Below are 15,207 nucleotides of genomic sequence, written 5' to 3'. Positions count from 1 at the left end.
AGAAGTGCTCAAGACTCGATTGGAGCTCGATCCAGCTCCATATCCTGGAAGGTCACGGGATCTTCTCTCGGCTCAAGGTGGGTGAAGACCGTGCTATCCGGCAGGGCTTTACGGATGGCAAGTTCAATTTCTTCACAGATAGAGTGTCCTCTCTGCACGGTCCAATCGCCCGGCACAATCACGTGGAAGGACACAAAGCGCCTGCGCCCGGCCATTCTGCTGCGCAGGGCATGAAAATCAATGCCTTGCTGGCGATATGGCTCTATGACGCTATTGACGATGTCGATATCTTCTTTTGGCAGGGCCGTATCGAGTAATCCCAGACCTGTCTGGCGCAGCAACTTTGTGCCGGTCCAGATGATATTGATGGCTACCAATAGCGCCACAATCGGGTCCAGGATGTACCACCTGGTGATGGCGACCAGCAGGACTCCCACCAGCACGCCCACCGTCGTTATCACATCGGCGAATAAATGGTGGGCGTCCGCCTCCAGGGTGATCGAGCGCTGTCGCCTGCCCGCCTGCAGCATAAACCAGGCCAGCACACCGTTGATGATGGCACCGAAGACTGAGAAGCCCAGGCCTAGAAATGGCTGGTCAATTGGTTCGGGATGAAAGAGGCGGGGAACCGACTCGATGGCGATAATCAGGGCCGCCACCAGGATGAGCGCGCCCTCGACTCCGCTAGAGAAATATTCGGACTTGGTATGCCCATAGGCATGATCTTCATCAGCCGGGCGCGCGGCCAGCGTCAGCGCCCACAGTCCAACCAGCGCCGCCACCAGATTCACCACCGACTCGGCCGCGTCTGAAAATAATCCCACCGACCCGGTTAGAAAATATCCTATAAACTTTACCGCCATGGTGGCTAGCGCGGCAGCTATTGATAAGAACATGTACAAACGGAGCGAAGTCTGCTTCATACAATCCTCTCGTTTTCAGCCAGCTATCACGAAACCAGCTGACTGATACTTACACATATGACCATCTCTATGTAATACGAACGATGGATTAAAAGGAAATAAAAAAGTTCTCATTGGCTAACTCTGCCGGATAGTGGTTAATCTGCTATACAGGGTCTGTGCGTGATAACATAAAAAGAAAAAGAATGCATGGAGGATTTTGCTTTGGAGCACAGAAATGATTCCCGGCGCACCATCCTGGTTACAGCGCAGCTGGCGGATAGCTGGAACGATCGTATAAGAGAGATTGCGCCCGATTTTACTATCGAACTGCGGCCCTGGGCGAAGGCAGAGGATATTTCGGATGAATTATGGAAAAATGTGGAGATCCTCTTCACCCTGGGAGCTTTTCCAACGCCGGAGCAGGCGCCCAACCTGCGCTGGGTCCAGCTTTATTCCGCTGGCGCCAACCAGGCTTTCACTGGTCCTCTGGCGAAGTCCAATGCCATCATTACCACGGCCAGCGGCGTGCATGCGGTCAATATCGCCGAATACGTCTTGACGACGATGCTGACCTGGTTCCATCAGTATCACCAGTTCGGTAGCTGGAAGCAGAAGGGGCACTGGCCCGATGAGCAGGAGCGCGATCTGTTCATGCCCGAAGAGTTGCGTGGAAAGACGCTCAACGTGGTCGGCTATGGCAGTATCGGACGCGAAGTTGCCCGGCTGGCCAAAGCTTTTGGCATGCGCATCATCGCCATGGAGCAGCGACCAGATCATCGCGATCGCGGATTTCTCTTCCCGGATATTGGGGATCCAGAGGGGACCTTGCCTGATCACTATTATACAAAAGATCAGTTCCACCAGTCCCTGGCTGAGAGCGATGTGGTCGTCGCTGCGGTGCCGTTGACACCCGATACCAGGGGAATGTTTGATGCCGCGGCATTCCATGCCATGAAAGATAGCGCATTATTCGTCAACATCGCGCGCGGCGACGTGTGTAACGAGCCCGACCTGATCAAAGCTTTAAAGGAAAAAGAGATCGCCGGTGCCGCCCTGGACGTTTTCGCGGATGAGCCGCTGCCCGATAGCAGCCCTTTCTTTGGCATCCCCAATGTCATCATGAGCCCCCATATCTCGGGTATGACGCCTCACTATAATGATCGGGTGGCCATGATCTTTACCGAAAACCTGCGTCGCTATCTCAAGGGAGAGTCGCTTTACAACGCGGTTGATAAGGAACGCGGCTATTAGGAAAGCGACGCGTTTATTGACATAAGCGGATAAACCTCGGTATACTAGCTGAGGAAATAACTCAACTTTTTTAGTTTACCAGGTGGTCAGGACATGAAGTTCTGGCAGAATAGGGAAGTCGGTGAAAATCCGACGCAGTCGCGCTACTGTAACTGGTACAGGCTTATCGCACCTCTTGCCACTGTTCTTTCTTGTTGGAATGGGAAGGCCGCGTAAGTATGCCAGAAGTCAGGAGACCTGCCTGGTGAGTGATGCTCTTCATCCTTCGCGTAAAAGGAGCGAGCTACCCAGGCATTCTCCTCTTTGGTCTCGTGTTGACCTGGCTGGCTGCTATTTTTCGCGAGGTGACCGTGGGCGTTATCTAGAAGGATACACATCATATGCGCACCCATGTCATCTCACTACGTTTATTAAGTGTCTTCTTACTGGGCCTGGTGCTTATTCTGGCTTCCTGTGGGCAAAGTAACAATTCTCAGACGTCGGGTGGCAGCACACCCGCCGCGCAAGCCACCCCAACTCCCGCGCTGGACGCGTATGGAACCCCGATCGCGATCCCGAAAACGGCACCGCAGCGCATCGTGTCGCTGGCACCCAGCATCAGCGAAATTTTGGGCGCCCTCCACCTGGAGAAGCGGGTCGTTGGCGTCGATGCGTTCACCAACTATCCACCCTCACTGGCCGGTTTGAAAAAGGTTTCGAGCAGCTCGGGTTTTAATGTGGAGGCCATCGTGGCTTTGAAGCCGGACCTGGTTTTGAGCTCGGGTGGGTTGTCCAACAAATATGATACCCAGATGTCGCAATTAGGTTTACAGGTGGTCGATCTCCCCTCACCCACTATCGCGCAGACGATGGATCAGATTGCCCTGATTGGCCGTTTGACTCATACTGAAAACGTCGCTAATCCGCTGGTCGCGCAGATGAAGCAGCAGATTGCCCAGGTGCAGAGCGCTGTTAAAGGGACAACCACGGCCAAAACCCTGTTAGAGGTTGACGATAGTACGCCCGGCAAACCCTACGTCTTTGGCGGTAACTCCTTTGGTGATGAGATGGCCGGCTATGCCAACGCCACCAATATCTTCCACAGCAATACCACTAACGGCGGCTATCCGCAGGTCACCGATGAGGCCATTATCGCTGCTAATCCACAATATATCATTCTTACCGAGGACCCGATGTATGGCGGTCAGCCATCTGTAGTATACAAGCGAGCAAACTGGGGTGGCATCGCGGCGGTAAAATCTCACCATGTCTATCACATTAATTCTGATATCATGCAGCGTCCCGGACCCCGCATCGTGCAGGGATTGCGCTGCCTGGCGCAGGTTGTGCATCCCGACAAGTTTTCTGGTGCGCTGCCGAGCTATTGTACAGCCAGTGTATAGTTGTTTTGTATTTTTTACACCCTCAAGTTTAATGGAATAGGATAAAAAAAGAATGGAAGAACAGCAATATTCTGAGACTCACAATGAGTCCGTCGAAGTTGACGAATTAACTGAAGAGGGACGTGCGCGCCTTCGTAAAGAGCAGGCCGAGATGCGTGCGCATCGCAAGCCAGCCAGAGGACTGGTGATCATCAATACTGGCAATGGCAAAGGCAAGACCACGGCGGCCCTCGGTGTCTTGTTCCGTGCCTGGGGACAGAACATGCGCGTGGTGATGTTGCAGTTCTTGAAATCTCAGACCGGCAAATGGGGTGAGATTCGCGCCGCTCAGAAAATGGGCGTGGAGATTATCCCGCTGGGCGAGGGTTTTACCTGGAACAGTGATAATCTGGAGCATGATAAGGCGCTGGCCCGGCAATGCTGGCAACTCTGCCGTGAAAAGATCGAGAGCAATCAGTATGACATCGTGATTATGGACGAGATCACCTATGCCATTAATTACGGCTGGCTCGATGTGAATGAGGTGCTGAGCACGCTGCAGGCCCGCAATCCCAAAATGCATGTGATTATTACCGGGCGCGACGCCCCCCAGGCCTTGATCGACTATGCCGATCTGGTTACTGAGATGACAGAGATCAAACATCCTTATCATGAAGGGATCCTTGCCCAGAAGGGCATAGATTTTTAGTTCTCTGTCTTGTGACGTTGTGGAAACTGTGTCCGGCATAGTCGGACACAGTTTCCACAACGTCACAAGAACAATTTGATTGATGCCTCCTGCATCAATCAGGCGACTGAGCCAGTGCGAAAAGGGTATATGTTATGACTGATCTGAAGGCTTTAATTGGCAGTATTACACCGATTGACTCCAACTATGTTGAGCAGGCGCGTGCGCGGCAGGCGCAGTTGACCAAGCCCGCTGGGAGTCTGGGACGTCTGGAAGAGATCGCGGCGCAGGTGGCGGGCATCACCAGGAGTGTAGTTCCAGTTATACAGCGACGCGGGGTCATTGTGATGGCTGCTGACCACGGGGTAACCGCCGAGGGCGTGAGCGCCTATCCCAAAGACGTGACGCCCCAGATGGTGCTCAACTTCCTGGCTGGCGGCGCGGCTATCAACGCGCTGGCCCGTCAGGCGCATGCCGATGTGACCGTAGTCGATATCGGTGTGGCCGCTGACCTTGAGCACCCCAACCTTCTCTCGCGTAAAGTACGGCGTGGGACCGCCAATATGGCGCGTGAAGCGGCCATGAGCCAGGCCGAAGCTCTGCAGGCCATCAACATTGGTATCGAGGTGCTTGAAAATCTGGCCGGCCAGGGTCTGGACCTGGTGGCTACCGGTGAGATGGGGATCGGCAATACGACCGCGGCCAGCGCCCTGACCGCCTGTCTATTGGATGTACCGGCTGAATACGTTACCGGCCGAGGGACAGGTATTGATGACCAGCAACTGGCGCACAAGGTGCGCATCATTGAGCGTGCCATTGCCCACAACGCACCTGATGTCTCTCAGCCGCTCGATGTACTGGCAAAGCTGGGAGGACTCGAGATAGCTGGCCTGGTCGGCGTAATTCTGGCCGCTGCCTCCCGGCGTATCCCGATTATCATCGACGGCTTTATCTCCAGCGCGGCGGCTCTGGTCGCCTGGGCCCTTGCTCCCGGGGTGCGCGACTCTCTTTTCGCCGGCCACCTCTCGGTTGAGCGAGGCCACCGCCTTATCCTCGAAAAGCTAGGCCTGGAGCCGCTGCTTAACCTGAACTTGAGATTGGGTGAAGGCACCGGCGCCGTGCTGGCCATGCACATTATTGAGGGGGCCCTGCTTACGCACAAAGAGATGGCCACCTTCTCTGAGGCCGGCGTCAGCAACAGGGACAATGCATAGACCGTTTCATGACTAAGCCCCCCGCTTTGCAAATAAAGCACAAATATGTGATGTCGCAACCGCTATCCTGGCCTGTATTGTGCAATATGCACAATACAGGCCAGGATATTTTATACTTTTCAGCCGTTCTATCAAAATTAATTTGATGTTAGTATATCTTCGAACGATATATTTGTACAATTTATACAAATTAATATCAATTCGTTCACGTTTATACCATTAGCCGGTCTTGCAGTGCTGCTTGTTCCGCACATATACCTCAATAGAATGACCTATCAGAGAAACCAATAAGATATTGGTTTTCAGGGTGGCTAATTACGTCCTGAATTACTGACGTACAAACAACAGGTCTTAAGAGGGAGCGCGATATGCAGAATACTGTTGACCCGCAGGTAGCGTGGGCTCCTGATCAACATAAGGTTGCTACGCATTGTCCATACTGCGCCTTACAGTGTGGCATGTACATTAGCGGGCCGCGTGAGGGAGCCACAATTGCAGGCAATCCCCGGTTTCCGGTAAACAATGGCCGTATGTGCATTAAGGGCTGGCACGCTGCGGCGACCCTCCAGCATCGCGAGCGCTTGCGCACACCACTACGACGTGCGGCAGATGGTACATTCGAGCCGATCTCCTGGGAAGAAGCAATGGCTACCATTGCTGACAACTTTCGACGGGTGCAGACTCGTTACGGGAAGGATGCGTTAGGGGTGCTGGGCGGTGGCTCCCTGACCAATGAGAAAGCCTATCTGCTGGGAAAATTTGCCCGAGTGGCTTTGGGGACATCGCAGATCGACTACAATGGACGTTTCTGTATGTCTTCAGCGGCTACGGCTGGGCAGGCTGCCTTTGGTCTCGATCGTGGCTTGCCTTTTCCTGTCTCTGATATCGCGCAGGCTGATGTGGTGATGCTGGTGGGCAGCAACGCGGCAGAAACTATGCCGCCGCTAATGCAATACTTCGAATCCCAGCGCAAACAGGGTGGGCGTTTGATTGTGGTCGATCCACGCGCATCGATCACAGCGCAGACTGCTACCGTTTACCTGCGCCTGACCCCTGGTACTGATGCCGCCCTGGCAAACGGTATTCTCCATATCTTGATTCGCGAAGGTTGGCTGGACTATCAGTATATTCAGCAGCGCACCACCGACTTTGAACGCGTCAAAGCGAATGTAGCCCTGTACTGGCCTGAGCGTGTCGAACGCATTACCGGCATTGCGGAAGCGCAATTATTCCAGATGGCGCGTATGTTGGGAGAGGCCCGTTCCGCCATTATTCTGACCGCGCGTGGCGCCGAGCAGCAGCATCAAGGCGTGCATAATGTGCTTTCCTATATCAATGTCGCCCTGGCGCTGGGCCTGGTTGGTCGTCCAGGGAGTGGTTATGGATGCCTGACGGGCCAGGGGAATGGCCAGGGTGGTCGGGAACACGGTCAGAAGGCAGACCAGTTGCCGGGCTATCGTCACATCACAGATCCAGTCGCGCGGCGGCATATCGCTAATGTATGGGGCGTCGCCGAAGAGACGCTTCCAGGTCCGGGGAGATCCGCCTATGAGATGCTGGAGGCGTTGGGGCGACCAGGTGGTATTTATGCACTTCTGATTATGGGAACCAACCTGGCGGTATCCGCTCCCAATGCGCTGCATATTCAAGAGCGGCTGCGAGCCACCGAATTTATGGTTGTGGTGGATTTCTTTTTATCTGAAACTGCTCAGCTGGCCAACGTTGTCCTGCCTGCAACGCAATGGGCGGAAGAAGAGGGGACAATCACCAACCTCGAAGGGCGCGTGCTGCGGCGCCAGCGAGCTTTTCCGGCACCCCAGGGCATCTATGCTGATAGTGAGATCCTTTGCATGCTGGCCGCCGCCATGGGCAAGGGGGCTTATTTCTCGTATACGGAGCCGCGCCAGATCTTTGCTGAACTGGCACGAGCCAGCGCCGGTGGTCCGGCTGATTACGCCGGGATCAGCTATGAAAAGATTGACGCGCAGGATGGGGTTTTCTGGCCCTGCCCCTCGGCAGAACATCCGGGAATGCCTCGCCTGTTTCAGGAGCGTTTTCCTACGCCTTCTGGGCGCGCACGCTTCCATTCCATTACTCACCAGGCGCCAGCCGAAGAGCCTGATGCCAGGTATCCCCTGTATCTGACTACTGGCCGCGTCCTGGCGCAATATCAATCAGGGACCCAGACGCGTCGCGTTGAGCAGTTGAACGCCATTGCATCTCAGCCCTGGCTCGAGGTGCATCCCACAACAGCGGGCACGTATGGCGTCGTCGACGGCGAACTGGTACAGGCGACCACGCGGCGTGGTTCCGCTGTATTTCGCGCTAAAGTTACCGCTGCTATCCGTGAGGACACCATTTTTGTGCCATTTCACTGGGGTGGACAACAATCTGCCAATCGTCTTACCAATCCCGCGCTCGATCCAAAGAGTCGTATGCCCGAGTTCAAGGTCTGCACGGTGCGTATAGAGCGTGCAAACGCTTCATCAATCATGGAGGTTTAAGCAGGATGCAGAAACAACGTTTGATTGTTATTGGAAACGGCATGGCCGGAGCACGCCTGATTGAAGAGGTGTTAGCGCATCAAGGCCGCGATCAGTACGAGATCATAGTCTTTGGTGATGAACCATACGGCAATTATAATCGCATCCTTTTATCAAATGTACTGGCAGGCAGCCACGATCCTGGCGACATCTTCATCAACTCTCTGGCCTGGTATCAGGACAATGGGATCACACTTTATGCTGGAAATCGCATCCATGCCATCGATCACCGCTCAAAGACGGTGTATGCTTCAGATGGTACGGTGATGGCCTATGACAAACTGGTGCTGGCTACGGGAAGCTCGCCAGCCATCCCTGCCCTGGATAATCTCTCTACCATAGATGGGACGCTCAAGCGGGGCGCGTTTGTTTTCCGCACTATTGATGATTGTACCGCGATGCTGGGATATGCCGCCAGGGCGAGCAGGGCGGCAGTGGTCGGTGGTGGACTGCTGGGACTGGAGGCGGCTCGTGGTCTGCTCAATCGAGGACTGGATGTGAGCGTCGTACATGTCGCTCCCCATGTGATGAACGTTCAACTCGATATGGTGGCGGGCAAGATGCTCCGCACTTCTTTAGAGCGCATGGGCGTTCAACTGCACCTGGAGAAGCGCACCACCGCTGTCTTCGGCCAAGAACGGGTGGAGGGACTGGGTTTTGAGGATGGTAGCAGTATGGATTGCGATATGGTCGTCATTTCAACGGGTATTCGGCCGAATGTAGAATTGGCTCGCCAGGCTGGTATCAAAGCTGATCGAGGCATCCTGGTGGGAGATGACCTGGCTTGCAGCGTGCCCGATGTCTATGCGCTTGGCGAATGTATCCAGCACCGGGAGCGTACATATGGATTGGTAGCTCCGCTGTGGGAACAGGCGCAGTGCCTGGCGGAACGTCTCACCAGTTCCACTTCTCAGAGGATCTATCAAGGATCGCGCGAATCAACCAAGCTCAAGGTGATGGGAGTCGATCTGGCCGTTATGGGCGACAAGGAGCCCCTGCATGCCGATGATGAGATTGTGATATATTCAGAACCCTCGCGTAGCGTGTACAAGAAATTAATCATACGCGATGGTAAGATCGCCGGCGCCATTGTGCTGGGTGACGGTGAGGTTATCCCCCGACTCTCCCAGTTATTTGATCGCCGTTCGGTCCTACCAGAGAACCGTTCTGAACTCCTCTTCTCGCTCATGGGAGAAAAGAAGGCCACGAATGTGGCGGATCTGCCCGACGAGACGCAGATCTGCAACTGCAATGGTGTCTCAAAGGGGAAGATCGTGCAATGTGTTAAAGAGGGGAAGCGCAGCCTCAAGATGCTCTGTGACGCAACCCGGGCCGGCACCGGCTGCGGCTCCTGCATGTCCCAGGTGCAGGCATTGCTGGAATCCGCCTCGGATGGACTGGTGGTTGAAGACCCCTCGATCCACTATTATGTTCCCGGCGTGGCACTAACCAAGCCGGATTTGATCAAGGCGATCAAAGAACTGCAGCTCTATAGCGTTGCTGCTGTCTTTGCTGCCCTGGCCAGGGGTAAAGAAGATCCGGCCAGCAAAGCCGGACTTGCCTCGCTGCTCAAGACGATCTGGGGCGGTGCCTATGATGATCAGCGTGATGCCCGCTTTATCAACGACAGGGTGCATGCCAATATCCAGAGCAACGGAACATTCAGCGTCGTACCACGCATGTATGGTGGAGTCACATCCGCGCGAGAATTGCGCCGCATCGCGGATGTCGCGGAAAAGTACCAGGTTCCCATGGTAAAGCTTACCGGTGGGCAGCGCATCGACCTGGTTGGGATTTCCAAGCAACAACTGCCTGAGGTGTGGAAGGATCTTGGAATGCCCTCCGGACACGCATATACCAAGAGTTTTCGCACCTGTAAAACCTGTCTGGGCTCTGAATTCTGTCGCTATGGCCTGGGTGATAGCACAACGCTTGGTATCGACATTGAGAAGCGCTACCAGGGGATCGAATCTCCTCACAAGCTCAAGCTGGCAGTATCAGGCTGTCCACGCAACTGCGCGGAGTCTACGACTAAAGATATCGGCGTAGTGGCCATCGAAGGGGGCCGCTGGGAGATCTATATAGGTGGGGCCGCTGGCTCTACAGTGCGCAAGGGGGATCTGCTTTGTGCAGTTAATACCCGTGAAGATGCGCTGCTTTATATTGGACGCTTTATGCAGTATTACCGTGAACAGGCGAAATATCTTGAGCGCACCCACAGCTTTGTTGAACGCATCGGGATAGAGAGGTTGCGCCAGTTGCTCATTGAAGATTGCGATCATATCTGCCAGCAGCTGGACCTGGATATGCAGGCGGCCGTCGACGCGTATGCTGATCCCTGGCAAGAGGCCACGCTTCCGGCCACGCCAGCCCAGTTCGCAGACGCCCTGCATCCAATTGAAAAAGTAAGCGTACGTTAGGAACAACGGCAACTTTACAAGTTGAGGAAGGTGTGGTTACGTATGAGCATTATGATGACACCCGGCCGAGTCATGTATAATCTCGGCCCATTGGATAGACTTCCCCTGGGAGAAGGACGCACATTTCAGATCGGGGAGACAAGAATTGCCCTTTTTCGTACCCGTAGCGGTGAGGTGTTTGCGCTTCAGGCTAGTTGTCCCCATAAAAATGGGCCGCTGGCCGATGGGATGACTGGCGATGGTAAAGTCGTTTGTCCCCTGCATGGCTATAAGTTTCACCTGGCGAGCGGTGAACCGCTTGGCAATACCTGCGCGTCCCTCAAAACATATGAGGTTTCGCTGGGAGCGAACGGAGAAATCTTGCTCGGTCTGGATCGATAGCCAGTATGCTAAGGAAGCGTCTTTCTCCTCCCTGGGAATGTATGGAAGGATGAGGAGTAAATACATGGCTTTTCACGATGCTCGGATTGCTGTACTAGAAGCGCGCATGAGCGATGAGATGGCCGACCTGATTCGGCGCAACGGAGGGGCCGCCTGGAGCGTACCCGCTGTTCGCGAGGCAGCCATCGAAAGCTCCAAGCCGGTGGTGGCTTTTATTGATCACTTGAGCGCGGGAGAGATCACCCTGGTCATTTTCTTCACCGGTGTCGGTGTAAAAGCCTTGCTGCAAGTGGCGGATCAACTGGGGCGGCGAGACGAAATAGTAGTCGCTTTAAGAAGATGTACCGTTATCTGTCGGGGTCCCAAGCCATCGGCGGTATTGAGAAAAGAACAGATCCCGATTGCTGCCAGCGCTAAGGAGCCTTACACTACCGTTGAGCTGCTGGAGGTGCTCAAGCCTTTTGACGTAGCAGGCCGAACCGTGGGGATCGTGCATTATGGTGAGCGCAACGACCAGATCGCCCAATTTCTGCGTGATCGCGCAGCCATTCTGGCCGAGTTAAGCCTGTACGAATGGCGGTTACCAGACGACACTACCTTACTGCGTACACTGGTACATGAACTGATCGCGGGCAATGTCGACGCCATCATGTTTACCAGCCAGATACAGGTCCGCCACCTCTTTATGATCGCTGCCGAGTTGAACTGCACCAGCGAGCTCATCACGGCCTTAAATACCAGGACCATAGTGGCCTCGATCGGCCCTACCTGTACAGGTGTGTTAGAAGGATATGGCGTCACCCCGCATGTTGTTCCAGAGCATCCAAAGATGGGACATTTAATCAAGGCTCTGGCGGAACGTATGGCTTCTTGATCATTCTGACGTCGTGTCCGACAGCACTCCTGTTTTTCAGCCAGAAAAGGAGTTCTGCATGTCCTTTATGCATTCTCGCGACGGTATACAGACCAGCGCGAAGTTGACTGTACTGGCCTCTTTCCTGCACTTTGATATGTGTTTTACGATCTGGGTTCTCCTGGGATCTCTGAGTGTACCGATCTCTCAGAGCCTGGGCTTGAACCCTTTTCTCCAGACCGTTATGGTCGCGGTTCCTACCTTGAGCGGATCCTTAATGCGTATCCCGATGGGATTATTAGGAGACCGTTTTGGTGGTAGGCGCGTTGGTCTGTTGATGCTGATCTTTCTGTTCATCCCCCTCTTGTTAGGATGGCTGCTAAACATAAACTTTCCCGCTGTACTCTGTATCGGCCTGATGCTCGGGATTGGGGGCTCTTCATTTGCGGTGGCCTTACCAATGGCCAGCCACTGGTATCCCCCCTCTAAACAGGGCCTGGTAATGGGCATCTCGGCAGCGGGGAACATGGGGGTAGTCTTTGCCAATCTACTGGCTCCCTCGCTCGCCAGAACGTATGGCTGGCATGTTGTATTGGGTATAACTATGTTACCATTGGCGCTGGTATTGCTGTTCTTTTTCCTGTTTGCCAGTGACTGTCCCACACGTCCACAACCTCATGGAGTCACAAAATATGCCGCCATTTTAAAGACGAGCGATCTCTGGTGGTTTTGCCTGCTCTATAGCGTGACCTTTGGTGGTTTTGTGGGACTAGGTACGTTCCTGCCACAATTTTTTCATAACCAGTATGGGATCAGTGCGGTCAATGCCGGTTATTTAACAGCTCTGGCAACTTTTGTTGGCAGTACCTGCCGACCCTTTGGTGGCTATATCGCTGATAAATTGGGCGGTATACGCATCTTAACGGGAGTATTTCTGCTGGTTGCCCTGGCCTATGCAATGGCGGCTTTTCTCTTTCCCCTGCCTTTCATGGCTCCTCTGCTAGTGATGGGCGTAATGTTTTTGAGTGTAGGGAATGGCGCGGTCTTTCAGCTTATTCCGCAGCGCTTTCAGACGGAAATCGGCATTGTCACTGGCGTCGTAGGAGCGTTTGGTGGAATTGGCGGATTTATCTTACCTCTGATCCTGGGTAGCTTTAAACAGACGAGTGGATCATATACTTTTGGATGGATCGTGCTGGCTGGAGTAGCCTTACTCGTGTTGGCGATGCTACGTATACTTGTACTGCGCCAGCGTGGATGGCGTAGCCGCTGGAGGGCATTAAACGTAGCTGAAGATCCGGTTCTGGCTGAGGTTCCGGAATATCAAATGTGACAGGAACAGAGGGGCGCTACATCTTGTAACGTCCCTCTCTTAAGAAGAAATGGTGCATCGGCAGTTATCCGAACTTGAAAAGCTTAAGACTTTGGCTCAGCCCTGAAGAGCAGATAGCCATCGAGTTTATGGATCACAAAATAGTGACCTATTTGGTGATTTGTATCATTGGCCAGTTTTTCAGCGGCTGGTGCACAGTTGTAGGTTTCTTTTGTCGTAAGGTTGAGATCCGTTGCGCACATAAAGGGAGGTCTTTTTGACTGTTTCACCAATGCTTCATAGTCTTTGATACGATTATGCTTATTGCTCAGCTGATCATCAACGACTGCACAGATAATGGGATGTTTCGTATTCATGGTCGCCACAACCAGGCTATAGCAGGTCCAGTAATCGGTATAAAGATAGCTCACATGCAGTGCGTTCAGTTGCTTGATGAGTTGCTCACGTTGGTTGCTGGCCGCTTGCGCTTTCGGCACTTCCTGAAAGGCGATGTATGTACCAGCAATAAAGATGACAGCCAGGGCTACCAGGACGGCGCGACCACTATAGAACCGCAACCTGGCCCACTTCAGTTCCGGCCGCAGATGGCGGGCTGCTTCGTATAGGGGTGCCAGGATGGCGGGCGTAATCACAACCAGGCTGATAATGTAGCGTGCATGATAGCCGGGTTGATTAACGGGTCCCGCGCTGTTGATGTAGATCAAGAGCGATAAGATAGCGGCCCCCAGCATACAGAGGCGTGTAACATACCTGACCCGTTTTTGGTGCTGCTCTTGTGAGCTCAACCCTTCTTGATTTCTTCTCAGGTATTTGAGCGCCAGAATGGTAAGAGTAATCGATGCAATGAGCAACAGCACATAGCCAATGCTCCAGCTGGATTGAATGATGCCGCAGGTTACAGTACGCGGTGTATTATCGCCCATAAAGGGGTATTCAATCACCGGGCAGAAGGGAGAACTGGTCGCGGTTGGTAAGCTGACCTGAAAGGTCTCGACAATTTTATGCCAGAGGGTTAACTGTTCTGGTGTCGCATTGAGTGGAGTGCTCTCTGCCTTGCCCAGCAGGTCCGCGATGGGGCTGGTGCCAATCTGGATCGAATAGATAATAGTTGGCAGTAACCCGATGGCACCGCCTATGAGTCCGATCAGCCAGCCACCCCAGATAAAGATTTCGCGCCAGCAGAAGATAATTAGCAGCAGGGTAGACATCAGATAGAGAGCCAGGCCGACCATATCGCTCCAGATTCCTAGTCCAACAACGATGCCAAAGAGCAGATAGCCTGGTAGGCGCAAGAGCCTGGTGCGCATCGTTGTCTGGCGCTCACATGTATATGAGAGACGTGCTGCTATCAGGAAAGAGAGCGAGCCAAATAAAATCGTCTCGGCGGAACCACCGGTCGCTAAAACCAGGCGACCCACATAGGAAAGCGTACTAAAGCAAAGGATTACCAGCGTAAGCAGCGCCATCTTTTGCGAGTAAATGAGACTGGTGAGACGATACATAACAATGAAGAAGAGTCCGATGAGCAAAACGACGCCTAGACGCAGAGCCGTGATGGATAGTCCCCCGGTGAGATGATAAAAAAGAGCTCCCAGGTATGCTTCAATGACACCCATATAATCCTGGCCATAAAACATCAAGGGCCATTTCCCATGATAGGCGATGTCATTGGCAATAATGGCCATGATCCCCTCATCACTATTGGTCGCGGGCCAATGCAAAAGGATAAGGATCAGGCGTAAGCCCAGGGCGAACGCAATGATCGCCCCTGCAATCAGGCTGTATGCATTAAGCTTTCGATTTAATAGACGAACATTTAGCAATGGTGATTCCTCTGCTTGATCGCATATGTACTAATAAAAACAAATGTATTCTCAACAGTACCATCATGCTACTAGTCGGGCGCTGAAAAGTCAAGAAAAGGGCTATATCGATGACCGGGTCATAGTCTCCATTTGCAGAGTAGCAGACATGCAATGTAGACGATATAACGACCAGGACAATTATATATTATATCTTTTTTGCCAGTGCATATCCCATATTCAGGACTATTTCCTTGTCTGTATAGGTTCATTTATATGATAAGACAAGACACAGGGAGCGTTACGGGTGAGATGATCATGATACCGCTCTACTTTTTTACTTTACTTCTGTATGCGATAGTGCCGGAAAGACGTCTGGCGTCTTTCCGGCACTATCGCATACAGAAGTATTTCAGTGCTACCAGCGCGGTGCATCAGATCCACCGCGCATCTTTT

At 53.3% G+C, this 15,207-nt stretch carries 11 protein-coding genes and 1 riboswitch; of the genes, 9 read left to right on the top strand and 2 right to left on the bottom strand.

The annotated features are described in order from the left end of the window. Positions 1 to 8: 8 nt before the first annotated feature. Entirely contained in the window at positions 9 to 923 is a 915-nt protein-coding gene (locus tag AABA21_RS17310) for a cation diffusion facilitator family transporter (protein WP_338252297.1), read from the bottom strand. 204 nt (positions 924 to 1,127) lie between these two features. Between AABA21_RS17310 and AABA21_RS17305 the strand changes: the two genes are divergently transcribed. From AABA21_RS17305 to AABA21_RS17265, 9 genes are all read left to right on the top strand, one after another. Next, complete coding sequence (locus tag AABA21_RS17305; RefSeq protein ID WP_338252295.1) at positions 1,128 to 2,156, top strand: D-2-hydroxyacid dehydrogenase; 1,029 nt, start codon at positions 1,128 to 1,130, stop codon at positions 2,154 to 2,156. A gap of 63 nt (positions 2,157 to 2,219) precedes the next feature. Further along, a riboswitch (cobalamin riboswitch) is annotated at positions 2,220 to 2,415 on the top strand. 121 nt (positions 2,416 to 2,536) lie between these two features. Next, positions 2,537 to 3,538, top strand: a complete 1,002-nt coding sequence (locus AABA21_RS17300) for an ABC transporter substrate-binding protein (protein WP_338252293.1) — start codon at positions 2,537 to 2,539, stop codon at positions 3,536 to 3,538. A 52-nt stretch (positions 3,539 to 3,590) separates the two neighbouring features. Further along, a complete protein-coding gene (gene cobO, locus AABA21_RS17295) occupies positions 3,591 to 4,226 on the top strand; it encodes a cob(I)yrinic acid a,c-diamide adenosyltransferase (protein WP_338252291.1) in 636 nt (211 codons plus the stop codon). Positions 4,227 to 4,360: 134 nt separating this feature from the next. Further along, positions 4,361 to 5,419 carry a nicotinate-nucleotide--dimethylbenzimidazole phosphoribosyltransferase gene (gene cobT, locus AABA21_RS17290; RefSeq protein ID WP_338252289.1) on the top strand — a complete coding sequence of 353 codons (1,059 nt, stop codon included), beginning with the start codon at positions 4,361 to 4,363 and terminating at the stop codon, positions 5,417 to 5,419. Between the two features lie 368 nt (positions 5,420 to 5,787). Then, positions 5,788 to 7,923, top strand: a complete 2,136-nt coding sequence (locus AABA21_RS17285; RefSeq protein ID WP_338252288.1) for a molybdopterin oxidoreductase family protein — start codon at positions 5,788 to 5,790, stop codon at positions 7,921 to 7,923. A 5-nt stretch (positions 7,924 to 7,928) separates the two neighbouring features. Next, on the top strand, positions 7,929 to 10,382 hold the full coding sequence (gene nirB, locus AABA21_RS17280) for a nitrite reductase large subunit NirB (protein ID WP_338252285.1): 2,454 nt from the start codon (positions 7,929 to 7,931) through the stop codon (positions 10,380 to 10,382). 42 nt (positions 10,383 to 10,424) lie between these two features. Beyond that, a complete protein-coding gene (locus AABA21_RS17275) occupies positions 10,425 to 10,763 on the top strand; it encodes a Rieske (2Fe-2S) protein (protein ID WP_338252283.1) in 339 nt (112 codons plus the stop codon). 64 nt (positions 10,764 to 10,827) lie between these two features. Next, a complete protein-coding gene (locus AABA21_RS17270) occupies positions 10,828 to 11,637 on the top strand; it encodes a uroporphyrinogen-III synthase (RefSeq protein WP_338252281.1) in 810 nt (269 codons plus the stop codon). A 58-nt stretch (positions 11,638 to 11,695) separates the two neighbouring features. Next, positions 11,696 to 12,949, top strand: coding sequence for an MFS transporter (locus tag AABA21_RS17265; protein WP_338252279.1), 1,254 nt, complete (start codon positions 11,696 to 11,698; stop codon positions 12,947 to 12,949). Between the two features lie 83 nt (positions 12,950 to 13,032). Here AABA21_RS17265 and AABA21_RS17260 read toward each other — a convergent pair whose 3' ends face one another. Beyond that, positions 13,033 to 14,772, bottom strand: coding sequence for an ArnT family glycosyltransferase (locus AABA21_RS17260; RefSeq protein WP_338252277.1), 1,740 nt, complete (start codon positions 14,770 to 14,772; stop codon positions 13,033 to 13,035). Positions 14,773 to 15,207 lie beyond the last annotated feature (435 nt).

The organism is Dictyobacter halimunensis, from assembly GCF_036245075.1.
This window is presented reverse-complemented; position numbering and strand designations above follow the sequence as displayed.

Bases quoted from the DNA above. Each gene is read 5' to 3' on its own strand.
- AABA21_RS17310 (WP_338252297.1), bottom strand. From the start codon at position 923: ATGAAGCAGACTTCGCTCCGTTTGTACATGTTCTTATCAATAGCTGCC.
- AABA21_RS17300 (WP_338252293.1), top strand. From the start codon at position 2,537: ATGCGCACCCATGTCATCTCACTACGTTTATTAAGTGTCTTCTTACTG.
- cobO (WP_338252291.1), top strand. From the start codon at position 3,591: ATGGAAGAACAGCAATATTCTGAGACTCACAATGAGTCCGTCGAAGTT.
- cobT (WP_338252289.1), top strand. From the start codon at position 4,361: ATGACTGATCTGAAGGCTTTAATTGGCAGTATTACACCGATTGACTCC.
- AABA21_RS17285 (WP_338252288.1), top strand. From the start codon at position 5,788: ATGCAGAATACTGTTGACCCGCAGGTAGCGTGGGCTCCTGATCAACAT.
- nirB (WP_338252285.1), top strand. From the start codon at position 7,929: ATGCAGAAACAACGTTTGATTGTTATTGGAAACGGCATGGCCGGAGCA.
- AABA21_RS17275 (WP_338252283.1), top strand. From the start codon at position 10,425: ATGAGCATTATGATGACACCCGGCCGAGTCATGTATAATCTCGGCCCA.
- AABA21_RS17270 (WP_338252281.1), top strand. From the start codon at position 10,828: ATGGCTTTTCACGATGCTCGGATTGCTGTACTAGAAGCGCGCATGAGC.
- AABA21_RS17265 (WP_338252279.1), top strand. From the start codon at position 11,696: ATGTCCTTTATGCATTCTCGCGACGGTATACAGACCAGCGCGAAGTTG.